Source organism: Lysinibacillus sp. FSL K6-0057, assembly GCF_038630885.1.
In the GTDB taxonomy this organism is placed as follows: Bacteria; Bacillota; Bacilli; order Bacillales_A; family Planococcaceae; genus Lysinibacillus; species Lysinibacillus fusiformis_F.
On record NZ_CP152047.1, the window covers coordinates 641,430 to 665,903 of the forward strand.

Sequence of the window (24,474 nt, forward strand, 5' to 3'; positions counted from 1 at the left end):
TTATTTATGAAAATCTTTTTCCGATAACAGGGATTTTCTTTAAATCTTGTTTATGAATAGCTTTCATTAGCCATAGTAGCAGGAAGTAAAGAGCCCCTCCAACTACGATTGCGACAGTTAGATAGCCCATTGCCGACATTCTTGACCAATGTGTAAAGTCAAGCCAAAGCGTTGGTAATCCAACTGCTGCTCCCATTACAATCGAAGACACAATCATTTTTACCGTATCTTTTCCAAGGACAGTAAAGCGAATCGTACGATAAATAAAGACAGAATTCACAATAAATAACACAAAATACACTAGCAAAGTTGCATAGGCAGCACCATCTAAGCCGAATACCTGGATAAGGAAGATATTGGAAAATACCTTAAGGACAACACCACTCAATATAATGATAGCCCCTGTTTTGGCAGCATTCATGCCCTGTAGAATACCTGTTCCAAGCAAAGTCAGAGATGTAAAGACAGAGCTCAGGTTGATGATGGCTAACATTAAGCTTCCCTCTAAGTCTTTAAAAAGAGCTAGATTTAAAGGCAAGGTTAAGGCTAGAAGTCCAATCGCAGCTGGCCATGAAATAAGATGTGTCATACGATGGGTTTTTTCGATAATATTGCGTGTTTCATCCAATTTACGTTCAGCTAGCTTCGTTGTAATGAGCGGTACAAGCGGTAAGATAATCGAAGAAGCAAAAACAGTCGTAATTTGAACTAATGTTAGTCCTCGACCATAAATACCATAAAGGTAACTGATCTCACTAGCATCTGCACCAGCACTTCTTAAGCCATATGTAACCGTAAAGGAATCTACAAAGTTAAAGAGTGCCATTGTGACAGAACCAATCGCAATTGGAATGGAAATTTTTAAAATGGTTTTACTGTATTTAGAGAAATCCTTACCAGAATATTTCTCCTTGCTCGTCACTTTTACCGAAGAACGGAAATATTTAAAGAGTAAATAGAAAAGTGAGCCGAGAGCTCCTAGTACAGAGCCTGCCATAATCCCCCCAGCTACGATATCATTCGAATAATCCATCGCAACTAGGAAATACGCCACAATTAAAATTAACGCAACACGTACTAACTGCTCAATCACTTGCGAGATGGCAGTAGGTCGCATATCTCCAAAACCTTGGAAAAATCCACGATAGACAGCCATATAGGGCGCTACCAGTAATGTGAGGGCAACAATAATTAAGGCAATCTCTGTTGAAGGCCCACCAAGTGCATTCGCTATCTGCTCTGAAAAGCCGTAAATGATTGTAAAACTAATGACGCCAAAGGATAATGCAAGGATTCTTGCAGTCACATAAATTTTCTTAATTTTGGCAGTATCATGACTCGACTTGGCTTCCGCAATCAGCTTAGAAATAGCGATAGGGATACCTGCAACGGATAAATAAAGTGCTACCATATAAACAGGATAGACAAGACTAAAAATACCGAGTACTTCATCACCAGCAATATTTTGAAGTGGTATACGGAAGATACTACCGATTACTTTAGAAAGTAAGGTTGCAATCGTTAAGATGAGTGTGCTTTTAACAAATGTTGACTGACTCATTTTGTTTTGCCCTGACCTTTAAGCTTTAATGCAAATACCTTTAAAGCGAAGCGTGGAAGTACAAGCATTCTGCCAAATCGACTTGGCTGGCGTAACAGTCGATAGAGCCATTCAAGATTTAATTTTTGCCAAATAACTGGTGCACGTTTGACAGTGCCCGCGATGACATCGAAAGAGCCACCTACACCGATAAATACACCCTTTGAAAATTTCTCAAGGTTTTCCGTTATCCATTTTTCCTGTCTTGGTACACCTAATGCCACAAATACAAGATCAGGCTGTAGAGTAGCAATTTCTTTTGCAAAATCATTATTATTCCAGTCGAAGTAGCCATCATGATAGCCAACGACATCAACGTTAGGATAGTTCTTATGAATATTGGCAACCGTCTTTTCGATGGTTTCCTTTTGAGCACCTAATAAATAGATTTTAAAATGCTTTTGTTGACCAACTTCCAACAGACGTACCATCGTATCATAGCCTGTTACACGCTCTGGAAGTGACTCACCAAGAATTTGTGCAGCCTTAACGACACCAATGCCATCCGCACAAATGTAAGTTGCCTGCTTTAAGTAATTCATGACAGTTGGATTTTCATTTGCCTGCATAACAACTTCAGGATTGGCTGTCACAACGAAAGTTTTTTCTTGCTGTTCAATACGATTAACGAGTAAATCAACAAACCCTTGCTGACCAATATGTAAAAAGGGTACGCCCATAATCGTTACATGCCTCATATAGTGTTCAAACCTTTCTGTAATTCCATTTTCACTGCAATCTATCATACCATAAAAGCAATATTGACAGGAAATTTTCGATAATGGGTTTAACGGGGATTAACTAGGGTATAGCTCTCATAAGATAACGAATTTTAAAAAGAATATGGATCATCATATGAAGCTTTTTAGGGCACTTTATAGGCGTAGAAATTTACTAAATTTTAGGTAAACGCTTTGAAAATGATAGCCTAAAATTTCGAGTTTCTTCTATTATATAGCGCTTACATTTCCGTGATAAAAAATGACCAACAAAAAGAGTGCGAATCAACATCGCACTCTTCTTTGGCGCATCCTATTAAAATTATTTTTTTACAATATAATCGCCATGCACCCAGCCTGTTTTTCCGTTGTAGATTACCTGATACCAGGCATCATTTTTTACAAATTCACCTTTATCGTCTACAACGCCGATAATAAAGCCATTCGGTTTAACAGTACCTAAAATAGCACTCGTAGTAGATGGTTCACTTCGAACATTGAGTGTGATATTCATGTTGACAATTTGTAAGCCATTTTCAAGACTCACATAATCATCAAGCACCCAGCCTTCTTGTCCATTGACACTTACTTTCAACCAACCACCATTTTCACCAAGGACCTTAATGGAGGTATCCTTTGGCAAATTCGTAATAATCGAAGCATTATCTGTTGTATTTGGATACGTTCTCATATTGAGATTAATCGTTGTGTTACCTATTGCTCCAGCTAAACCTAAATCCATTGCATATTGCTTCGTTGGGCTTGGTAATGCAGGAGCGGAAGATTGACTTTGATAAGCAGGTACATCAAACACTAGATTTGTTGTCGTATGAGCACCAATTAATTCATAAATGTCATAAATCTTTTTCGCTTGAATGACGGCCCACATCACATGTGTTGCATATTGATGGACTGTCGGATTGTCAGGATTCCAACGCATTTTATAGAGCGTATCTTGACCCTTGCTAATGTACTGGTCCTTTACAAATTGGGCACCACCGATAATGGCATCCTGAACAGTAAACCAACCATTTGTATAAGCACGCTCAGCACCGTACTTATTAGCATCGGCATCAATAGCGCCAATACCGTAAGCATTGTAAGTTTTCTTAATAGCGGTTAATTTATCGCGATTTTCTGGTGTCGCCATCATCGGTTTGCCATTTGTATCTAAGCCAACCTCAATCCCTTTAATAAGTGCAGAACCACCATTGGCTGTTTCATGTAAGGCGTGTGAGACCAAATAAATAGCATTGATCTTATTGTCGACACCAGCCTGAATAAAGGCATCCGCTGTACCTGCTAAGCTTCCTTTATTTGCAAGTACTTTATCATTCAGCTCTTTTGCACTCAGGTTATTGACAACAGTAGATAATTTTAGGAATTGATAATAAGATGGGCTATCCTGCATAAAGCTTTTTGGGTGTACATAGTATGACACTAGTGCCTCGTTAGCCGTGAAAATGCCAGCACCATCGACCTTTGGATTATTCTTTGTTTGTTTACTCACTACAGAAGAGTAATCATGTGAGTAATTCGTCGTCATGTATTGCTTACCACCTGTCCCAGGCGCTTCCAGATGGATTAAACGATAGAGCACGGTAGCTGCTTCTGCACGAGTTGTTTGAGCAAGAGGTGCAAATTGATTATCCGGCTTCCCAACAAGTAGTCCTGTTGAGACGACAGCTTGTACATCTGCATAGGCCCATTTGGCAATGCGTGCATTGTCACTAAAAGCAATAGGGGAGGAAGATGTGTTGATGTTTTGATAAGTAAGAGCTCTTTTTAACATAGCCGCCATTTCCTGACGATTAATATGATTATTCGGATGGAACTTGCCTTGCTCGTCACCTTTAATTAACCCGTGATAGCTTGCTTGCTCAACCACTCCATAATACCAGTCACCTTTTTTAACATCTGCAAAGGTTGCCTGACTAGAAGCTGCTGGCAAATTCAGGGTTCTGACAAGAAAAGCAGCAAATTCAGCACGAGTGACAGCATCATTCGGACGATAATGGCCGAATTCGTCGCCCTTCATTAAATCGTTGGTAATGAGATAGTTCATTTCATGGTAGGCCCAGTGCTTTGAAATATCTTCTGCTGAAGCGGTAGTAGGGGCAAGATATAACATACCTGCCAAAACTGCTCCATAAAGAGGAAATTTACGTTTCATTTTTCAAGCTCCCTTCAATAGTTGATCATGTTCTATCAAACTATCAAAAGTGTAGCATAAAAAGTGGCAATCTATTATTACAACATGGGGACAGATAGAATTGATTATTTACTTAATAAAGAAGAAACTCGTGAAGTTGGTGGGGGAGTGGCAGAATTCGCTAAGAAACGCCTTCTATATTTCTGTTTCTTTACAATTATAACTAAAATATTACGGGAGTCTTTAATTTTTGACAATTTAGTAACCATTCCAGAAAATGCTTGGTTATTATTGAGAGTAAGGTATAATAGGTAACGGAACTATATGTTACCAATACATTTTAGACAATAAATAGATGGTAGCTTATTGGTATCTATTATATACCATAATAGGTATGGTAAAATAAGCTTTCATAACTAAATTTATGTCCCAGTGCTTGAATTTAGGAAAAGTTAGTGTTATATTATTGTAGAAAGTGAATAAACTTACTAGAATGGTATTCTACTACTCTTTTTCTAGTAAATTTACTAACAAATTTGCTTTAGTTTTGTATTATTCAAGAAAGCTATAATACATACATTTAGGTAACTAATAAGGCGGTACTATAGTTTTCGTTGGATTAATATCAATTTAAGGAATTTTAGGGAGGAATACATTAATGGCAAAGCAAAACAAAGGCCGTAAGTTTTTCGCGGCATCAGCAACAGCTGCATTAGTTGCATCAGCAATCGTTCCTGTAGCATCTGCTGCTCAATTAAATGACTACAACAAAATCTCAGGTTACGCGAAAGAAGCGGTTCAATCACTAGTTGACAACGGCGTAATCCAAGGTGATGCTAACGGAAACTTCAACCCACTTAAAACTATTTCTCGTGCAGAAGCTGCAACAATCTTCACAAAAGCATTAGAATTAGAAGCTGATGGATCTGTAGATTTCAAAGACGTTAAAGCTGGCGCTTGGTACTACGATGCAATCGCAGCAGCTGTATCAAACGGAATTTTTGAAGGTGTTAGTGCAACTGAATTCGCACCTAACAAATCATTAACTCGTTCAGAAGCAGCTAAAATCCTAGTTGACGCTTTCGGTTTAGAAGGTAGCGAAAGCCTAAGCCAATTCGCTGATGCTTCTTCAGTAAAACCATGGGCTAAATCTTACTTAGAAACAGCTGTAGCTAACGGAATCTTCACTGGTTCTGAAGCAAACGGTAAATTAAACCTTAACCCTAATGCATCAATCACTCGTCAAGACTTTGCAGTAGTATTCTCACGTACTCTTGACCTAGTTGACGCTGAAACTCCAGTGGATGCTTCTATCAAAGCTATCAACAACACAACTGTTGAAGTAACATTCGACGAAGAAGTGAACGTTGATGACGTAAAAGCTTCAAACTTCAAAATCGATGGTTTAGAAGTTAAAAACGCTTCTGTTAAACAAACAAACAAAAAAGTTGTTGTTTTAACTACTGAAGCTCAAACTGCTGACAAAGAATACGTTTTATCTTATAAAGAAGAAGAAATCGGTAAATTCAAAGGTATTGCAGCTGTAATCCCTACGAAAATCGATGTAACAACTACATCAGTACAAGGAGTTATTGGTAAAGAAGTAACTCTTAAAGCTCAAGTTACTGTAGCTGAAGGTCAATCTAAAGCTGGTATCCCAGTAACATTCAACATCGTAAGTGATAACGCTAACGTTAACGCTAAAATCGAAGTTGAAGCTTTAACTGATGAAAATGGTGTAGCTACTTACTCTTACACTCGTTACTACGAGCACAACGATAACGTAGCAGCTTACGCTACTAGCAAATCTTCAGTTTCTTCTACTGGTAAAGTATACTGGGCTAACAAAATTCAATTAGCAGTTTCTGAAATCACAACTGGTAATGAATTAGCTAACAATACTAAAAAATCATACAAAGTAGTTGGCGCTAAAAACACAACTTACTATGTAGCAGTTAAAGAAAACATTGATGTAAACCCTGATAAAATCACAAACCTTTATGTACAAGATCACGCAAACTCAAACAACTTTGTAATTCCTTATGAATTAACAACTGGTTCTGAGAAATTTGCAAAAGTTCAAACAAATGCTAACGGTGAAGCAACATTTACTGTTTACGGTTCTGACTTAACTGCAACACCAATCGTTTACTTACCATCATCAGTAAACAAAACTGCAACTGATTTCTCTTACTCTAAGCTTGCATTACAAGCTGAAGCACCAGCAGTTAAATTCTCAAAAATCGATAAATTAGCGATTACTGTTGCTGCTGAAGGTAAAGCAGATTCTGCAGAATTCTTAAATACACCAGTAGCTTACGACCAAAACTCTGTTGGTGGACGTAACTATACTGTTACTGTAACTGACAAAGACGGTAAATTAGCTCCAGAAGGTACAGCTGCTTATGTAACATTTGATAAAGAAAACCTTTCTTCTATCACTACTGATGCAGTTTACTTCTCAACAGCTAAAGAAAACTTTGTTAAAGTAACAGCTGGTACAGTTTACAAAGTAACTGTAGGTAAAGAAGGTAAAGCTCAATTCCACGTAACTGGTAAAGGTTCTACTGCTTTCGCAAAACCAACAGTATTCTTAAACACAGCTGGTAAAACTTCTCCTGTAGAGCTTGACAAAGCTGATGTTCAAGCTGTAGCTGAAGTAACTTACTTCAAAGCACCAGAAGTAACGAATGCAGTATTAAAAGTTACTGATGAGTATGGCCGTACAATTACATCTACAACTGCTGGTAAAGATGCAATCTTCACTTACCAATCTGTAGATCAAAACGGATTCGACTACCGTCCAAATGGTTACAATTCAACTGGTCAAACAACTCAAATCGTTTGGAAACCAGTTACTCAACCAGATGGTACAATCGTATGGGTACAAGAAGTGGTTACTAACCCAGGTAACACAGTTTACGAATATGCATTAGCATTTGATGTAACTTCTACATTCGGTAACGCAACTGTAAAAGATGCTGCTGGTAAAGTATTAAACGCTTCTCAAAACTTAGGTAACACAAAAACTTACCAAGTGAAATCTGATGCAACTGGTAAAGCAATTGTACGTGTTACAACTGATGCTGCTGATACAGTAAGCGTAAATGTAACAGGTGCAAGCAACATTCTACCAACTCAAACTGCATCTGTATCATTCACAAACTCAACAGTTGTTCCTGCACTTTACACTGGTGTTGTAGATTCTTATGACTCTATCAAACAAACACTTAAATTTGCTGGTAAAGAATCAGTATCTTATGTTGGTGAGAAAGTATACTACCGTGGTCTTAACAACACACCAATCGCAACTGCTGATGACTTCATTAAAGCTTTAGCAAATGCAACTGGTACTGTTCAAGTAACTTATGAAGTAAAAGATGGCGTAACTACATTCTACATCTACAGCATTGCTACAACAGGTAACAAACCAGTTGAAACTGGCGCTACAGCAACTTCAGAATTAGCAAAAGCTATCCAAGCTGCTGACGCTGTAACAAACACTGGATACACTCAGGCTTCTTGGGATGCATTCCAAGCTGCATTAACAAATGCTAAAGCAATCGCTAGCAACAGTGCTTCAACTGACGCACAAAAACTTGCTGCTAAAGATGCTTTAAACGCTGCACGTGCTAACTTAACTGTACAAACAGGTGATTTAACATCAGTAGTAATTACTTCATTCGAAGCAAAAGCTGCTAACTCAGTTGCTGCTGCATTAGGTATCTACTCTGAGTACGCTGTAGCAGGTACTGTAGCTGACGCTGCTATCACTTCTGTAGAACTTGTTTACACATTAGAAGATGGTACGACTGTTCCAGCTCGTACAGTAACAGTAACAAACGGTGCATTCACTGATGCATTACCAGTATCAACTGGTACTGTTAAATCAGTAAAAGCTCAAGTTGGTGGCAAAGCTACTGCTGATAAAGCCGTTACAGTAAAAGTACAACCTTAATCATCATAATTGAATAAAGATATAAACCCTAAATGGTTTATATCTTTATTTTTAATAAAAATTGCCTAATTATAGGAGGACATAGTAATGAAAAAAGGATTTAAAGCGGTAACAGCTGCAGCATTAGCTGTATCAGCATTAACGCCAGTTGCAGCATTTGCAGCAGAAAGTACTGTTGATAATGGTGTTTATACATCTACAAACTACTACTCAATCGACGCTTTTAAGAAACTTTCAGGTTCAGCAAAAGCATCAGCTTTAACATCTGAAGGTGCTGTAATTGTTATTGCTGGTAAAGTTTACTCTGGTAACAACGTAATTACACTTAGTGATTCAAAATTAGATGCTTCTGCTGTAACTGTAGATGCTTACAATGCAGCTAATGGTAACAAATTAGTTTCAGGTAAACCACTTGGTGGAGAAAATCAAACTGTAGATCTTAAAGTAGAATCTGTAAGTGCGATTAACGCTAAACAATTAGTAGTTAAGTTTTCTAAAGCCGTAGATAAAAACTCAGTTGTTACAACATCAGGTTCTTCTACAACTTTAAATGCTAATATTGTTTCAGTTGAAAAAACTTCAACAGATGTTGTTTCTAACCAAGTAGGTAATGGTACTTTAGCAGGTAACGCAGCTTCTTTAAGCGAAGATGGTAAAGAATTAACTATTACATTATCTGGAAACAATATTTTTGCAGGTTCTTATGATGTTATCGTAAAGAACGCTACAAGTAGCGAAGTGAAAATGCCGAACTATTATGGTTCAGCAACTATTAAAGATACAGTAGCACCAACTGTAACTAAAGCTGAGTATGTTACTACTTCAGGTAAAATCCGTGTAACTTTATCTGAACCTATTACTTCAGTAGGTTTCGGTAAAGCTGTATTAATCATCGACGGCAAACCTTATGCATTTGATGCGCCATCTTCATATCCAGCAACTAGCTTAACTGTTTCTGTACCAGCTGGAATTGAATTAGGTTCTACAGTAACAGTAAATGTTGCAGGTATTGAAGATGCAGCAGGTAACTTACTAACACCTTATACAGGTCAAGTTACATTAACTAAAGATGCATCTGCTTTATCAGTAACTGGTTTTGAACAAATTTCAAACCAAAAAGTTCGTGTAACTTTAAATAAAAAATTAGATACTGCATCTAACGCTAAAATTTTAACTTCTGCTCCAAACAATGGTTTAGTAATAACTAAAGACGATGGTACAGTAACAACGAACTATACTGTAGCAGCAGCTCCGTCAGCTGTAAATGCTAACGGAAACGTATATGACATTACATTCGCTGACGCAACATATGCAACTTCTAATGACTTTGCCGTTTCTGTGTCATTCACTAAAGATGCATTCACTGATGTTACAGGTAACAAAAACGCTTTAGAAACAAAAACGTTAACACTTAAAAAAGATATTACAGCTCCTACAGTTGTTTCTTCTAAAGTGAACGTAGCGGGTGATAAAATCGAGTTAACATTCAGTGAAGAAGTAAATCCTTCTTCAATCGATAACTCAAAATTATTCTTACGTTTAGATGGTGGCGAATTACAAGCAGGAGGTCCTACTGTATCAGCTGCAATTAAAGCTAATACTGATAATAAAGTAGTTGAAATTTCTTTATCAGGTTCAGCTGCTTCAACAGCAATTGTAAATGGTAAACTTAAAGCAGGTTCGTACCAAGTTCGCTTAACAGAAGGCTTTATTAAAGATATTAATGGGGTAGATGTTAAGACTACAAATGCTCCATTAGTAACTGTAGCTGGATCAGTCCAAGAAGCTTTAACAGCAACTGTTGCTTCAACACCAGCTTCAAATGTGATTACAATTGCAGCTCCAGCTGGCGAGAAATTTGCTACTTCAAGCTTAACGAATGGCAAGTTCTTTATCAATGGAACTCAAATTTCAAGTGATGCAGACATCAAATTCACATCTACTGCTAACACTACAATTTCAATTACATTACCAACTAGCGAGTCTGTTAAATACACAGGTGCTTCTTCATTCTCAGCGACTGGTGTAACTTTAGATTCAGCTAAACCATTAAATGCTCCATATGGTACAGTAACACTAGCAGATAACTCTGCACCAGTATTACAAAGTGCACGATTAATCGATAACAAAACTATCGAATTAACATATGATGAAGCAATTGGTACTTTATCATCAGCACAAGTTGGTGATGAGTTTATTATCAAGCAAGGTGGCACTACATTAACATTAGCTGCAGCTGAGATAACAGCTGGTAACGTAGCAGGCTTTGATAATAAAGTATTATTAACAGTTGCTAAAAACAACACTACAACAACAGCAGCAACAGCACCGATTACAGGTACAAACGCTTCTAAAGTAGCGGCAGGAGCATTAACAAGTGCAACAACAACAACAGCAGTTAACTATAAAGTAGTTTCTACACCTGTAGTAGCAACAGCACCGATTACAGGTACAAACGCTTCTAAAGTAGCGGCAGGAGCATTAACAAGTGCAACAACAACAACAGCAGTTAACTATAAAGTAGTAAATAATTCTGGAACATTAGAATTACAAAATGCAGATACAAATGCACCAGTAGTAGCGGATTTAGCAGCTGCTTCAAATCAATTTACACAAGGTGGAGTAACATTCACAATTACAGGTGCAGCAGATGGTGACGTATTCACGGTTGCAACAACAGCAGCAACAACTAAATTAGAATTACAAAATGCAGATACAAATGCACCAGTAGTAGCGGATTTAGCAGCTGCTTCAAATCAATTTACACAAGGTGGAGTAACATTCACAATTACAGGTGCAGTAGCAGGTGACTTATTCACAGTTGCAACAAATGCAGCAACTTCTACGACAACTGCTCAAACATTAGATTTAACAAAAGATATCACTGTAACAACATTTAAAAATGCATCTTCTACATTAGATATCAAAGATAAAGTTGTTTCACCAGCTTTAACTGCTAACGCTCAAAAAGTTAATGTTACAGTTAATGTTGCTAAATAAGCAATAAAAAGTCATGGATACGCCCGAAAAATAAAGGCTCAAAATCCAGAAATAATTAGAACACGTCTCCTTCAAAAATCGATGAAAAACTCGATTTTTGAAGGAGATTTTCTTTGTGTGCTAGATTAAATCTAGCTTTGATAAAAACCGTAATAACATAATCTTCAAATAGTTAATATTATATTGATTAAGTAATTTAAAGCCTTTATTCCTGTAAATAGGAGTAAGGGCTTTTTCTAATTCAAGGAGGAATTCACATGGAAGAAAATCAAAAGAAACAACCAGCCAAACGCATTCAGCTCGTAGATGTCGTACTAGAGAGAAAGGGATCGCAGCTGTTCAGTGGCAGACGTGTACGTTCACCTGAAGATGCTGCAAACATCATTCGTGATTTCATTGGAGACAGTGACAGAGAGCGCTTTGTGGTACTCGGAATGTCAACAAAAAACGAGCCACAAGTGCTACAGGTAGTTCACACTGGCTCAATTAATGCCTCAATTGTTGGTTATGGCAAACTAAAAATGTACCTTTCGGACATTAATTTATGCATGAAAAAACCACTTGTCAACATTATCCAATAAAGTTACACTCCTCGTTGGACCAACAACGTTTAACAGGAGGTAATATAGGAGATGTTGCAAGTGGTAGAAATTAATTATATCAGACATGAAGTTAATCATAAAGGGCGTTCCTACAAGGAAGTTGCAGAAAGCGTAAATCATGATCAACGTACAGTTAAAAAGTACGCTGATTTAGAAGAGTTTCCACAAAAGTTAAAGCAAAAACGCAAATCGCCCGTATTAGATGCCGTAAAACCGATCTTAAATAGTTGGCTTGAAGAAGATTTAAAAATGAAAAAGAAGTTCCAGCGTACTGCAAAACGCATGTATACGCAGTTAGTTGAGGAACATGGATTTAAAGGTTCAGCAAGAACTGTAAGACGTTATGTTAGCTCGCGAAAAGAAGAGTTAAAGAAAGAAGCAGAAAGTGCTGTACTTCCATTAGAGGCGCATAAAGGTACTGCACAAGTGGTTATGGCAAACTAAAAATGTACCTTTCGGACATTAATTTATGCATGAAAAAACCACTTGTCAACATTATCCAATAAAGTTACACTCCTCGTTGGACCAACAACGTTTAACAGGAGGTAATATAGGAGATGTTGCAAGTGGTAGAAATTAATTATATCAGACATGAAGTTAATCATAAAGGGCGTTCCTACAAGGAAGTTGCAGAAAGCGTAAATCATGATCAACGTACAGTTAAAAAGTACGCTGATTTAGAAGAGTTTCCACAAAAGTTAAAGCAAAAACGCAAATCGCCCGTATTAGATGCCGTAAAACCGATCTTAAATAGTTGGCTTGAAGAAGATTTAAAAATGAAAAAGAAGTTCCAGCGTACTGCAAAACGCATGTATACGCAGTTAGTTGAGGAACATGGATTTAAAGGTTCAGCAAGAACTGTAAGACGTTATGTTAGCTCGCGAAAAGAAGAGTTAAAGAAAGAAGCAGAAAGTGCTGTACTTCCATTAGAGGCGCATAAAGGTACTGCACAAGTTGATTTTGGGAAAGCCCCTTTTAAATATGCAGGGGAAATAATAGATTTACCATTTTTAGTAATGTCTTTTCCTTATTCAAATACATTCTACTTTCAGGTATTTCCATCCGAAAATACAGAATGTCTATTAGAAGGTCTGCAACGTATATTTAAACGGTTAGGTAGCGTACCTAAAACAATTCGTTTTGACAATCTTTCACCTGCGGTTAAAAAGATTCACGCAAAGGGAGAGCGTGAGTTAACGGACATGTTCGAACGTTTTGTTTTACATTATGGATTCGAATATGAATTCTGTAATCCTGGCAAGGGAAATGAAAAAGGACACGTTGAAAACATGGTGAAGTATTCACGAAACAACTATTTATTACCTGCGCTATCGCTTACAGATTTAAATGAATTGAATGAGCAATTATGGGAAAAGGCTGAGAAAGACTGGGAACGGATTCACTATGAAAAGAAGCGAAAGCAGTCTGAACTTCATTTAGAGTCCGTCGCAAAACATTTAGTTTTACCAGAAAAGGAGTTTAATTGCGCTCGTATCATGACTGCGAAAGCAGACAAATCTGGATTTGTGCACATCGATTCAAAACTTTATTCTACTTCCCCGCGTTTTGCGCAAAAGAAAGTGTTCGTAGAAGTTCTGTATGATGAAATTCGGATTTTAAACGAAAACTATGAATGCATTGTAAAGCATCCGAGATTGTATGGCAATCAGGCCAAATCTATGGTTTGGCAACCTTATTTAAAATTATTGGCACAACGGCCAAAAGCGATTAAATATTCGGGTGTATATGATCATTTACCATCAGAATGGCAAGCCTATTTAAAAGCCTCTACGGAAGATGAGCAAAAGGCAGCACTATCACTTTTAGCAGAATTAATGACCGTAGCTACATTTGGTCAACTAAACGAAGCGTTGATGACCGCATCTAGTAATGGGCATCCTTCGGCTGAACAAATTAGGCAGGCTTTTAATGCACAAAAATTCAATCAGCAGCTCTATCAGGACATTCAAACCTCTGAGGAAATCCCTAAACTGCCAGAAGTGACTAGAGGTTCAAGTCACTATGATGATCTTTTTAAAATGGAGGAGAAATCATGACGCAGCTACTAGAGGATTGTGCAAAACGTTTGAAATTAAGTCAGTTACGTTCACATATTGCGGAATTAACCGCTGATCAAATTCAGTTTCTAGAGCAGCTCTTTACACGAGAAATTGAGCATCGTGAAGCAACAAAACTGAATTTATTATTAAAGCAGGCGCAGTTGCCTCAAAGTGGTCATGAGCCGTTTAATTGGCAGCATGTGCAACTAGCCAAAACATTATCGAAAGAGGATTTATGGGATGGACAGTTTATCTCTGAAAAGGAGAATCTTATTCTTTACGGTGGTGTAGGCACTGGAAAAACTTACTTAAGTCGTTGCATTGCATTAAATGCCATTACTAAGTTTGGTCATAAAGTACGCTTTTACACAATTGCAGGACTCGTTAATCAACTGATTGATGCGAATCAAAAAGGGCAGCTGAATAAATTAATGAACCAAATTGATAAATTAGACCTCCTTATTCTTGATGAGCTAGGCTATATTCCGTTAGGAAAAGAAGGGGCAGAGCTTCTCTTTCAAGTGATTTCGATGTGTTATGAAAAGCGTAGCATCATTATTACGACGAACCTTCAATTTGGACAATGGAATCATGTATTTGGGAATCAAATTTTAACAGAGGCGGTAATCGATCGCTTAATCCATCATTCACATTTAATCATCTTTACTGGAGAAAGCTATCGATACCGTAATTCTAGTATTCGAAAATAAGTAAAAATAGTGTTGGCAAGTGGTCGCAAAATTAATGACCATTTATTACATTTTTTGATTGCCAAATGCATCAATTGTTCATCCAAGAGACGTGATGAAAGCGCTCATTTTGGCAAATTGCGCGTGCTGCGTAGTAGGTCACAATCATCCATCGAATGATACAACACCATCACCAGAAGATATTGATGTGACGGAAAGATTAGTAGAAGCAGGTAAGATTTTAGGCATTGATGTACTGGATCATCTCATTCTAGCATCAGACAAATTTCTCTCGCTCAAGGAAAAGGGCTACATGTAATGAAAGGAAGTGGGGAACAGTGAAAGCGATCCAACGGCTAACAGAAGTCATGATGAAAAAGTACGGTATCTATGTTCCGCTTAATGAAGTGGGCTATGAAACGGTCTATCTATACAAAGAGGAGATTGATGAACAGTTCGTACCACCTTCAGTAATTGACCATTTAGAGGGTTTGATTACAACAGAAAGTGCGAGTTTTATTGATAAAAATGGAGATGACCACTTAGTGATTTTAGTAGAAACGGGTGCTGTTGAGCCTTATGAGGTATGGCTGGTGAATGGTGAGGTAATACCTAACTTTTTAGAAGGGATAGAGTAAGATGTTAGATGAAAAATATGTAAAGGTGACGATAAATGGTGTAGGCTATTACATGGCATTGTACCCAAAAGATGATACCGTTGAAACCGTGATGGAGGAAACTCTATTTCATGAAGCGTTACACCAAGCAGCGCTAGAAAAAGTGGTTGTAGAGGAATATGACATTCAGCTAGAGAAGGTGAATTCGATTATTCATCGTTTAGAAAGCGTGGATGATCGAGAGTATATGAAAAAGTGATTGCGTTTGTCTGGAGAATGAAAGACCAACTTTAGACGAAATGGAAAGTAAGTGAAGAAACTCGCGACAATAGTAACCTAAATCTCACGACAAAACTAAATAGGCTACCAACCGAATTTGAGAAGTTCATGCAGCGTAAAGCATGAGCTATTTTTGTGTGCAGAAAAACTAGCGACAGAATTATATAACTGTCGTGAGTGGACACTTTTGTCCCGTAAATATCGACAGAACCGACAATGTCGACACGGACGGTACTGACGGTAAAAACAACTGAAGGGGGTGATGTGCATGTGGCAACAGGTCGTAGTGGCTGCAGCAGTTGCAGTGGTAACAGCTATTGCAAAAGAAATCATTGAATCATAGGAGGAAAAGTAAATGATCAGAATGTGTTCATGTATATTCACAGGAAAGAAATGTGAACTGTGTCGTTCAGGCATTGTTATGTTCAAGTAGAAAATGTGGGAGAGAAACGCAAACTGTTTCCTCCTACTTTTTTTGATAGTCTAGGTGGTACATCACAAGTGCCCATGTTTAGATGCCTAGTTGATGCAGAACGATACAATTCAAGAAAACAAAAGCATAGAAAGGATGAATCATATGGAAACCAAAATCATTATCATTGAACGATTTGAGCAGTGGTTAGTAGAAGAGGGCAAAGCAGAGAAGACGGTAGAAAGTTATGTAAATGATGTCCGAAAGTTTAGCGAGTACCTTGCAGAAAAAGACGTGGATTCAGAGGTATTACTTACCCGTTTCCTGTTCACCAACTATATGAGACATTTGGAACAACAAGGCATGGCAGTCGCTACTATCAATAAAAAGATGAATTCACTCAAGGTCTATAATGACTGGCTCTATCATGAGCAATTAGTAGCGTCTGTTTTCATTCATTTGAAGAAAGACAAGGTGGTAATTGCAAGTGGCTCAGAAAATGAAGTATCGGTGTTAGATGATACACAGGTAGAGCAGTTCCTATTCCAGCTAGAAAAGGAATCACAGCGAAACAAGCTCATTGGCTACCTCTTGTTGTACACAGGCATCAGAGTAAGCGAGCTTGTGCACATCCAGCGAACTGATATTGACCAACTAACGGCACAGCTGACGGTCAAGGGTAAAGGTGGCAAGCTACGAGAGATACCTATGCGAAAGGATGTACTTGAAGCACTCAAACAATACCTACAAGGTGAACGTGTGACAAGCAAATTCAGTGATAGTCCCTATCTGCTTGTCAGTCAACGATCCGAGAAATTGCATAGAGATGCAGTAAGGCGGTGGCTTGAATGTGTAGGCAAGCAATTAGGTACACATATCCACCCGCATATGCTGAGGCACACCTTCTGTACTCGTTTACTAAAAAACGGAGTGGAGTTAAGTACGGTGAGTCGGCTTGCAGGTCATGCCAATTTGAATATGACCGTCAAGTACTATATCAACACATCTAAAGAAGAGAAGAAAAATGCAGTAGATCGATTGTGATATCTGCCCCTGTTTTGCTCCTCAAATACTGACAGTGCCGACACTGACGATAGTGACGATATTTTTAGGGACAAAAGGGTGGAAACTAGATTCTTTACAAAAAACTATAAAGGAAGCAGAGGTGGAAATATGTTTGTACCTACTCCATACTTCTACATGACAAGAGCCATCCATGAAGAACTACCCGAAGAGCATCAGCAATTCATCCTAAAATTTCTCCTGCAACATCACTTACAACTCACCGATTACCTTCAAATTTTTGAATTCTACATCGAAAATGATGAGCAGTGGCTTATTCAGCGGCAAGAACAGCCAAACAGAGAAACAACCATCTATGTGCAACTGCATAACGCACAACCTATTCACCGAAAAGTATGGGCAATGAATCAAGGCAGTAAAGACGTTATCATTCTCTTTCCTGAGGATTATTAATATAGCAGCAAAGGCAGCGGCAAGAAGTAGCTCATACTAATAAGTTGAGAGATAGCTAATTTAGAATTTGACAAAATGCAAGTGCAGTATCCCCTATTTTTGTTTGACAGAATGCGAGGAACAGAATATAAAATAAACTATTTTGTAGATTAAAAAGTAAACGTAGCTGTAAACAATTTATTAATCTAAAGTACGGACTTGATGAAAGGATGAAATAAAATGACAACAACTACAATCCCTGAAGAAATGAAGCAGCTACTCAAACGCCCAGCGAAGCAAGAGGATATTCGCATCACAACCTACTTAGAAGCAGAACTATATGAAGAAGTTATGCGCCTGAAATGTGCAGGTATCAGTGTCAAAAAAATAGTCAACGAAGCAGTGGCAGATTTGCTGAAGAAATATGACTTACTCTAATCAATAGCAATTAATATTTTTTAGTATTCATCACAATCAAACTCCCTAACCTCCCACTTTGAAGGTTAGGGGTTTGTCTGTAATTGTCGTCAGTACAGAACATATCTGCAAATGTCGGCACTACCGATGTTGTCGGTAAAGATGGATGTTATACTAAAAGTAATAAGATGTAGCAATATTCTATTACTTTTTAGTAGTTGCACAATTTTTAGAGGGATGTGGTTCCAGATATGTTATACGAAAAAGTAAAACAAGCGGCTGAGCGGGCACGAAAGAAGAATCCAGGAGCCAATGATTTCTACATACCCATAGAAGACTTTATTGAATTTGTGACTTTCCATTTGATAGCTACAATCAAAATGAGAAATACCATGTCGAGTACAAAAATGAGTATGAGCCAGTATCTACAACAAGATGAAACATACTTGAATTTATATAAAAAGAAAGTCAAGGATGAGGAAGAAGAATACAGGGAATTTCATAACACACTTAGAAATGCGATCAATCGATATAATACGCTTAATCATAAAACAGCAATTGAAGCAGACAAAAGGAAGTCAAACGAAGCTAAAGCAGGATCAAGAGGAACCCGTTTCGAAAATACCATCACAATCCATGACTTCCAAGCAAAGAGTGAAATGCCAATGTTGATGGATGTAAAAGAGACAAAAGGTCCACTAAATACGGTTTATCAAAGAATACTTAAAAACAACTCACATAATATCAACTTTACAAATTACAAGCTTTTTACTGAGTATTTGAACGAAGAAATTCAAAAGCAAGAGCTAACAGATGATGAAAAATATCTGCATCAATACATGATTGAGAAGAATTTGAAATTACATGCGTTAAAGGAAATATGTAAATGTTATGAAGAAATACTTGAGGCTACGAGTCATCTGTCGCAGGAACAATTTGTAGTGAATGATCGGCAAGCCCGACTACAGTTAATGCTATATGCTACCAATATGCCAATGCTTCAACAATGGCAACCATATATTAAAGTAGTAAATGATTTACCATTCTATAACTTCGATCTGTTTATTCAAGAAATTGATTCAGTGACAAACTTTATTAAATGTATCTTATTGGAGTACTGTAATGAGCATGAAGATATCGTATTTGATGAAAGTGATATGGAGCATTTCAGAAAATATATAGACCCAAAAAGGTTTCAAAATGACTATGGAGTAAGAAAGGGATTTTCAAGTAGCACCTTTAACATTGTAATGGAAGAAATCAAACGAGGAAATGAGCAAGCAACTGAATCATCATTTTAGAGCAAACGATAACATTCGTTTGCTTTTTTTATGCGCTTTTTGGTGAAATACACGGCTTTCTTTCCAGAAGGATATTCATTCCCCCGTTCTATAATAGGGAACAAGATTACGAAAACAGTAATCGTCCTCATTTTCTAGTAGTACTGTCAGCGCAACAATTTCTAATAATGCTGCTTACTGTGCCTACTATTACGGATGGGGATAACATTCAGAGAAACGGAGCGATTGAATATGAAATCTCAAAACGAAGGTAACAACGCAACAAAAACACCATGGACAGTGATAGGAGCGATTGATCCAAGCCATATGGATACAACTTATTTACCAGAAGTAGTAGTAGATATGGGTAAACGTAACTTAGTAGAGTTACTAAATTCGAGACTGTGTAACCCACGCTTTGAAGTGAAATTCGATTTCCCAAAAGTAAAACGTACGCTAATCGAAGGGGAATTTTCAGAACTAGCCCTTTTCTATCATGATTTGACGATTCCAAAACCAACACGAGTATTAGCCACAACAGATGCGATCAAAGAAGTATTCGATGTGATTCAAGTCATGGAAGACGATGCAACAATCACGTACACAGTTTACTTAGATGAAGGTCCCTTTGCAAATTCGATTGAAGAAACGGTATATAACATTAATCGAGTCCTTGGTCCTAAAGTTGAAACAAAAGCGAAGCAACTTGGGCTAAACGATTATCATATGATGTTTAATATTTCGTTAGCTTATTAGAATCAAGTGAAATACCTGCTTTTCTTTCCAAAAGTCAACCTTCTCCCCTGACTCTCCCTAAAATACCGTCAGTACTGTCAGTCTCGACAGTCTCAATTGCCGATACTGACGGTAATTACGGAAGAATGGGTCTAATCCCGCCAAAAAAATGAACGGAGGCAACAAAATGAAACTAGAAGATTTACAACATGCAAATGTACTTGCACGACCAGCAAACAACAAACGCTCAATCACAGATGGAGCATATAACGGTGAAACGGCGCATGCAGAATTTGTTGAACGTGATAGCCAATACACTGATGATGGTAAACGTGTTGTACTGAACATCAAAGTAGAAGTGGAAGATGATGAAGGTGAAGTAGTCGACCTGTATATCGCTCCCAATTATACTTGGAGCAAACGTGGCAGTATGATGAAAATCTTGGAGAAGCTAGGTGCTCTACCAGCTCCAGGGGAATCGATTGATCTTGATGAGCTAGTAGGTATTCCTGTACAAGTGATCGTTGAAAATGTTGAAAAAGATGGCGAGACATATTCGAACATTGTCAGTATCAAGCGAATCAAAACAGCCCCATCACAGAGACCAATCCAAAATAAATCCATTAAGAAGAAACCAATCGCTAAAAAGCCACTTGTATCCGAGCGTAGTGCGATGGAGGAAGCGTTGTTTGGTAAAAAGTCTAATTCAAATGATGAAGCTGATGATCTTTTTCCTGAAGATGAGTCCATTGAGGTAGATGATGACTTCGATGAACTTTTCGGTGAGGACTAGCACTTCTCCTTGAAAAATAGCTCTGTAGGCATGATGGTTATGTCTACAGAGTATTCTTATCAAACTATTAAAGGAGCGATTATCTCATGACAAAGTTTACATCCAAAGAAACCATTACACAAACACTTGAAACATTAAAACAGCCAGAAGAAGTAGTAGAAGTCCGAATCTTAAAAACTGATAAAGGTACGGTTTCTGGTTACTTTGATGATAATGAAAAGTTAATCAATAGCATTCAGAAATATGTGGGTAAGTATGATATCTACGTCACGCTCAATCCAACGAAAGATGAAATGTTAGCCCGTTGCAGCAATCGCCTCCAAACATACGCGAAAAACACAAGCAGTGACCAAGACATCAAAGTAATTCGTCATGTGTTGATTGACATTGATCCAATCCGTGCGAGTGGTATATCTGCTACAGATGAAGAAAAACGTGCGGCATTGGAACTCATCAAAAAAATTCGCAAAGACCTTGTAGCCGATGATTTTCCAGAGCCGATTGTTGCTGATAGTGGCAATGGTTATCATATGTTACTCCCAGTTGAATTAGCCAATACAAAAGACAATGTAGCGACTGTAAAAGAATTCTTAGGCACGCTTGATTTTCTTTACTCAAACAACCAAGCGCAAGTAGATGTCACAACCTATAACCCATCTCGTATTGTCAAATTGTATGGGACAAAAGCGTGTAAAGGTGATGATACGGAAGATCGTCCCCATCGCTGGTCAATGCTCGTAAAAGTACCTGAAGAGCTTGTGCTAACTGAAAAAAATCAGTTGGAGGCATATGCGAAGAAGAAGCCGAAGATAGAGCTGTCTGCTAAATCAAAAGGCAAAAAACAAGGGGAATCTATTGATATTTCAGCTTTTATTGAAAAGCATGGATTAGACCTTGCGTATAGTGCACCTTATCCTACTAATGCAACCAAGTATATTTTGCGGACTTGTCCTTGGAACAGTGACCATACCAATAGTGCTGCCTATATCATTCAGTTTGCAGATGGAGGTATTGCGGCTGGCTGTCATCATAATGGGTGTAGCGGTGAGAACTGGCAATCATTATGCTCTTTACTAAACGAGGAGCCTGTGACAACTGTATTGGTAGAGGAAGAAAAGCAAGCCGATACTATCATTAAACTTGCGGAAAACTTCCAATTCTTCGTCAATGAATTAGAAGAACCGTATGCGGCTGTTCAAAAAGACAATCATTGGGAAGTCCTTGATATGAAAAGTCAAAAGTTTAAATTGTATTTAACGAAGCTATTCTTTGACAATCAACGTTCTGCTCCTGGGGCTGAAGGGCTCAATCAAGCGTTGAAAGTATTAGAGATGAAAGCTATCTTCTCTGACAGTGAACATAAGTTACAGAGACGAATCGCTGAAAGTCAAGGAAACTATTACTATGATTTATGTGATAACGAATGGCGAGTTGTACAAATAAAGGCTGATGGTTGTCATATCGAAGCCCATCCACCTATTTTGTTTACACGTAATAAAAATATGGAGCAACAAGTTGAACCTGATTTTTCTGTTGAATCTAAAAAGTTAGTATTTCTTGTAAAGAAACATTTCCGCTTCAAAAAAGAATCCGATACAGCACTCTTTTCAGTGTATCTTGTCACTTGCTTCTTACCACAAATTGCACATGTCATTCTTGTGTTATTTGGTGAGAAAGGTGCAGCAAAATCAACGACAATGCGTATGGTAAAGCGTATTGTCGATCCTGCTAAGCAAGATTTGCTGTCGATGCCAACATCAAAGGCAGACTTAGCGATTTCGCTATCCAATAGCTATATGCCCTGCTTTGACAATTTAGATTCCCTTTCAGCTGAGAAAAGCGACATGTTGTGCATGGCTGCGACTGGTGGAGCATTTACGAAACGCACACTGTATTCAGACAGTGATGAAACAATTCTTCAATTCAAACGATGCGTAGGGTTAAATGGCATTAACATTGTGGCTACCCGACCTGACTTATTAGACCGTTCTATTTTGCTAGAGTTAGAGCGTATTCCAAAAGATGAACGGAAAACAGAAAATGCCATTTGGAAAGAGTTTGAAAAAGATCTTCCTCAATTTTTAGGCTCTATTTTCAACACCCTTTCTGCAGCTATACCACTATATGAAGAAGTAGAATTGGATGAAGTTGGACGTATGGCAGACTTTACTTACTGGGGCTATGCGATTGCAGAAGTTCTTGGAGTAGGTGGTGAGGAGTTTCTGCAATTGTATCTCACAAATCAAGATACTGCGAATGAAGAAGCCCTGAGTTCACAACCAATTGCAGCTGCGGTGATTGCATTCATGAAAAATCGTAGTACTTGGTCAGCGAGTGTTTCTGAACTAGTGAGAGAGCTAGAAGCAGTTGCAGAACGTGAACGTATCAATACGAACGTGAAGTCATGGGCAAAAGACCCCAATGTGCTGAGTAGACGTCTAAAAGAAGTAAAATCTAATCTTGAGGAAATCGGGATATTCTACGATATTCGCCATGCAGGAGACTACAAAAAAATTACCTTACGAAAACAAGGAACAGCAGCTGCCCTGCATTCAATCTCACCGAGCAAACTGCAACGACCTACTACAGATACTATAGAAGATGATAATTTGTTATCACTCGATGAAGAATTAGACTATTGTAATTGATCCACCCTACTTCCCTTGTTTTTCTCGTCAGTACTGGCAGAATCGTTCATTTTTTGTCGGTATTGTCGGTACTGACGGTATTTACGGGGCAATAAGGTAGAGGAATCGAAATTGCGAAGATTTGAGACATATATTATTAATTGGATGGTAATAAAATACAAATTGTGAAGGAGCTCAGGAACATGAATATTTTAGCCGCATCAAAAGCTAACCAAAAGCAACTAGAACAAACAAATACAAGTAAAGAAACACAACGTAGCTATCTCTATCAGCAACAAGAATTCGCAAAGTATATGAATGCACGTTACAATGCACCGATTATGATGGCGGACATTACACTCGATGATGCCGAAGCCTATTTCCATCATCTTCTACATGAGCGAGGTTGGTCAGTTGCCAGTGTCAATATTTCTATCAGCGCTGTTCGTAAGCTGTTCCACTTTGCAGAGCGTAAAGGTTGGATTCAGAACAATGTCATGCTACACATCGACACACTAAAAAAACAAACGGTAGAACGGGACTTCCTATCTGAAATGGAGATGAAGAAACTAATTCTAGCTATTGACCATTCCCTTATTCGGTTAGTAGTGCTTACACTCGCCTACTCAGGACTCCGTATCAGCGAATGCTTAAATCTGACACTTGCAGATGTAGACTTTGAGAAAAACGTCATTCGTGTGATCAATGGTAAAGGTGGTAAGAATCGTACTGTACCACTTGCCGAGAACCTTGCAGATGAACTACTACTCTATCGTGATACACAACGTCCAAATGTCACATCAGACAACTTCTTCGCCCTTAAGAAAACGGGTAGCATTTCTGACAAATACATCAATCGTGAACTAAAGATTGCTACTGAGAAAGCAGGTATTGACAAAAAAGTGAGCTGTCATACACTTCGCCATAGTTTCGCTTCATCTTTAGTTCGTCATGGAACAGATTTGCCCACAGTGGCGAAATTGCTCGGACACTCAGATTTTCGCACGGTTACAAGCATCTACGTCCACAAAGATCAATCTGAACTAACAAGTGCAGTCAATCAACTATCTATCTAAAGA

The 24,474-nt window shown here is 38.1% G+C and carries 21 protein-coding genes; 18 read left to right on the forward strand and 3 right to left on the reverse strand.

Going from position 1 to position 24,474, the window contains the following annotated elements; genetic code table 11:
• Positions 1-4: 4 nt before the first annotated feature.
• The 3 genes from MHB40_RS03040 to MHB40_RS03050 form a co-directional block, all read right to left on the reverse strand.
• Positions 5-1,561: a polysaccharide biosynthesis protein gene (locus MHB40_RS03040; RefSeq protein WP_342533868.1), complete on the reverse strand. Its 1,557-nt coding sequence runs from the start codon at positions 1,559-1,561 to the stop codon at positions 5-7.
• Positions 1,558-2,298 (reverse strand): WecB/TagA/CpsF family glycosyltransferase, encoded by a 741-nt coding sequence (locus MHB40_RS03045; protein ID WP_342533869.1) that lies wholly within the window; start codon positions 2,296-2,298, stop codon positions 1,558-1,560. Before MHB40_RS03045 ends, MHB40_RS03040 begins: the two co-directional genes overlap by 4 nt.
• A gap of 343 nt (positions 2,299-2,641) precedes the next feature.
• Positions 2,642-4,492, reverse strand: coding sequence for an S-layer homology domain-containing protein (locus MHB40_RS03050; RefSeq protein WP_342533870.1), 1,851 nt, complete (start codon positions 4,490-4,492; stop codon positions 2,642-2,644).
• Between the two features lie 63 nt (positions 4,493-4,555).
• Here MHB40_RS03050 and MHB40_RS03055 point away from each other — a divergent pair, with 63 nt between their 5' ends.
• The 18 genes from MHB40_RS03055 (at position 4,556) to MHB40_RS03140 (ending at position 24,471) form a co-directional block, all read left to right on the forward strand.
• Positions 4,556-4,786 carry a hypothetical protein gene (locus MHB40_RS03055; RefSeq protein ID WP_342442440.1) on the forward strand — a complete coding sequence of 77 codons (231 nt, stop codon included), beginning with the start codon at positions 4,556-4,558 and terminating at the stop codon, positions 4,784-4,786.
• A gap of 343 nt (positions 4,787-5,129) precedes the next feature.
• A complete protein-coding gene (locus MHB40_RS03060; RefSeq protein ID WP_342533871.1) occupies positions 5,130-8,429 on the forward strand; it encodes an S-layer homology domain-containing protein in 3,300 nt (1,099 codons plus the stop codon).
• Positions 8,430-8,516: 87 nt separating this feature from the next.
• Positions 8,517-11,429, forward strand: coding sequence for an Ig-like domain-containing protein (locus MHB40_RS03065; RefSeq protein WP_342533872.1), 2,913 nt, complete (start codon positions 8,517-8,519; stop codon positions 11,427-11,429).
• Positions 11,430-11,686: 257 nt separating this feature from the next.
• On the forward strand, positions 11,687-12,010 hold the full coding sequence (locus tag MHB40_RS03070; protein WP_342533873.1) for a hypothetical protein: 324 nt from the start codon (positions 11,687-11,689) through the stop codon (positions 12,008-12,010).
• 51 nt (positions 12,011-12,061) lie between these two features.
• Positions 12,062-12,475: a hypothetical protein gene (locus tag MHB40_RS03075; RefSeq protein WP_342533874.1), complete on the forward strand. Its 414-nt coding sequence runs from the start codon at positions 12,062-12,064 to the stop codon at positions 12,473-12,475.
• Between the two features lie 113 nt (positions 12,476-12,588).
• On the forward strand, positions 12,589-14,088 hold the full coding sequence (istA, locus tag MHB40_RS03080) for an IS21 family transposase (RefSeq protein ID WP_097075058.1): 1,500 nt from the start codon (positions 12,589-12,591) through the stop codon (positions 14,086-14,088).
• Complete coding sequence (gene istB, locus MHB40_RS03085) at positions 14,085-14,801, forward strand: IS21-like element helper ATPase IstB (protein ID WP_342533313.1); 717 nt, start codon at positions 14,085-14,087, stop codon at positions 14,799-14,801. The genes istA and istB overlap by 4 nt, the downstream gene beginning before the upstream one ends.
• A 58-nt stretch (positions 14,802-14,859) precedes the next feature.
• On the forward strand, positions 14,860-15,099 hold the full coding sequence (locus MHB40_RS03090; RefSeq protein ID WP_342533875.1) for a JAB domain-containing protein: 240 nt from the start codon (positions 14,860-14,862) through the stop codon (positions 15,097-15,099).
• A gap of 19 nt (positions 15,100-15,118) precedes the next feature.
• The gene (locus MHB40_RS03095; protein WP_342533876.1) at positions 15,119-15,418 is read left to right on the forward strand and encodes a hypothetical protein; all 300 of its coding nucleotides are present in this window, start codon (positions 15,119-15,121) and stop codon (positions 15,416-15,418) included.
• 1 nt (position 15,419) lies between these two features.
• Entirely contained in the window at positions 15,420-15,656 is a 237-nt protein-coding gene (locus MHB40_RS03100) for a hypothetical protein (protein ID WP_342533877.1), read from the forward strand.
• Positions 15,657-16,253: 597 nt separating this feature from the next.
• Positions 16,254-17,132: a tyrosine-type recombinase/integrase gene (locus MHB40_RS03105; RefSeq protein ID WP_342533878.1), complete on the forward strand. Its 879-nt coding sequence runs from the start codon at positions 16,254-16,256 to the stop codon at positions 17,130-17,132.
• Positions 17,133-17,261: 129 nt separating this feature from the next.
• Positions 17,262-17,564 (forward strand): DUF960 family protein, encoded by a 303-nt coding sequence (locus MHB40_RS03110; RefSeq protein WP_342533879.1) that lies wholly within the window; start codon positions 17,262-17,264, stop codon positions 17,562-17,564.
• Positions 17,565-17,783: 219 nt separating this feature from the next.
• Positions 17,784-17,981 carry a hypothetical protein gene (locus MHB40_RS03115; RefSeq protein ID WP_342533880.1) on the forward strand — a complete coding sequence of 66 codons (198 nt, stop codon included), beginning with the start codon at positions 17,784-17,786 and terminating at the stop codon, positions 17,979-17,981.
• Positions 17,982-18,211: 230 nt separating this feature from the next.
• Positions 18,212-19,261, forward strand: a complete 1,050-nt coding sequence (locus MHB40_RS03120; RefSeq protein ID WP_342533881.1) for a hypothetical protein — start codon at positions 18,212-18,214, stop codon at positions 19,259-19,261.
• A 231-nt stretch (positions 19,262-19,492) separates the two neighbouring features.
• Positions 19,493-19,996: a hypothetical protein gene (locus MHB40_RS03125; RefSeq protein ID WP_342533882.1), complete on the forward strand. Its 504-nt coding sequence runs from the start codon at positions 19,493-19,495 to the stop codon at positions 19,994-19,996.
• Positions 19,997-20,162: 166 nt separating this feature from the next.
• On the forward strand, positions 20,163-20,768 hold the full coding sequence (locus MHB40_RS03130) for a hypothetical protein (RefSeq protein ID WP_342533883.1): 606 nt from the start codon (positions 20,163-20,165) through the stop codon (positions 20,766-20,768).
• Positions 20,769-20,854: 86 nt separating this feature from the next.
• Entirely contained in the window at positions 20,855-23,416 is a 2,562-nt protein-coding gene (locus tag MHB40_RS03135) for a hypothetical protein (protein ID WP_342533884.1), read from the forward strand.
• A 182-nt stretch (positions 23,417-23,598) separates the two neighbouring features.
• Positions 23,599-24,471, forward strand: a complete 873-nt coding sequence (locus tag MHB40_RS03140; protein ID WP_342533885.1) for a tyrosine-type recombinase/integrase — start codon at positions 23,599-23,601, stop codon at positions 24,469-24,471.
• Positions 24,472-24,474: the final 3 nt, after the last annotated feature.

Bases quoted from the DNA above. Each gene is read 5' to 3' on its own strand.
- MHB40_RS03040 (WP_342533868.1), bottom strand. From the start codon at position 1,561: ATGAGTCAGTCAACATTTGTTAAAAGCACACTCATCTTAACGATTGCA.
- MHB40_RS03045 (WP_342533869.1), bottom strand. From the start codon at position 2,298: ATGAGGCATGTAACGATTATGGGCGTACCCTTTTTACATATTGGTCAG.
- MHB40_RS03050 (WP_342533870.1), bottom strand. From the start codon at position 4,492: ATGAAACGTAAATTTCCTCTTTATGGAGCAGTTTTGGCAGGTATGTTA.
- MHB40_RS03060 (WP_342533871.1), top strand. From the start codon at position 5,130: ATGGCAAAGCAAAACAAAGGCCGTAAGTTTTTCGCGGCATCAGCAACA.
- MHB40_RS03065 (WP_342533872.1), top strand. From the start codon at position 8,517: ATGAAAAAAGGATTTAAAGCGGTAACAGCTGCAGCATTAGCTGTATCA.
- MHB40_RS03070 (WP_342533873.1), top strand. From the start codon at position 11,687: ATGGAAGAAAATCAAAAGAAACAACCAGCCAAACGCATTCAGCTCGTA.
- MHB40_RS03075 (WP_342533874.1), top strand. From the start codon at position 12,062: ATGTTGCAAGTGGTAGAAATTAATTATATCAGACATGAAGTTAATCAT.
- istA (WP_097075058.1), top strand. From the start codon at position 12,589: ATGTTGCAAGTGGTAGAAATTAATTATATCAGACATGAAGTTAATCAT.
- istB (WP_342533313.1), top strand. From the start codon at position 14,085: ATGACGCAGCTACTAGAGGATTGTGCAAAACGTTTGAAATTAAGTCAG.
- MHB40_RS03100 (WP_342533877.1), top strand. From the start codon at position 15,420: ATGTTAGATGAAAAATATGTAAAGGTGACGATAAATGGTGTAGGCTAT.
- MHB40_RS03105 (WP_342533878.1), top strand. From the start codon at position 16,254: ATGGAAACCAAAATCATTATCATTGAACGATTTGAGCAGTGGTTAGTA.
- MHB40_RS03110 (WP_342533879.1), top strand. From the start codon at position 17,262: ATGTTTGTACCTACTCCATACTTCTACATGACAAGAGCCATCCATGAA.
- MHB40_RS03115 (WP_342533880.1), top strand. From the start codon at position 17,784: ATGACAACAACTACAATCCCTGAAGAAATGAAGCAGCTACTCAAACGC.
- MHB40_RS03120 (WP_342533881.1), top strand. From the start codon at position 18,212: ATGTTATACGAAAAAGTAAAACAAGCGGCTGAGCGGGCACGAAAGAAG.
- MHB40_RS03125 (WP_342533882.1), top strand. From the start codon at position 19,493: ATGAAATCTCAAAACGAAGGTAACAACGCAACAAAAACACCATGGACA.
- MHB40_RS03130 (WP_342533883.1), top strand. From the start codon at position 20,163: ATGAAACTAGAAGATTTACAACATGCAAATGTACTTGCACGACCAGCA.
- MHB40_RS03135 (WP_342533884.1), top strand. From the start codon at position 20,855: ATGACAAAGTTTACATCCAAAGAAACCATTACACAAACACTTGAAACA.
- MHB40_RS03140 (WP_342533885.1), top strand. From the start codon at position 23,599: ATGAATATTTTAGCCGCATCAAAAGCTAACCAAAAGCAACTAGAACAA.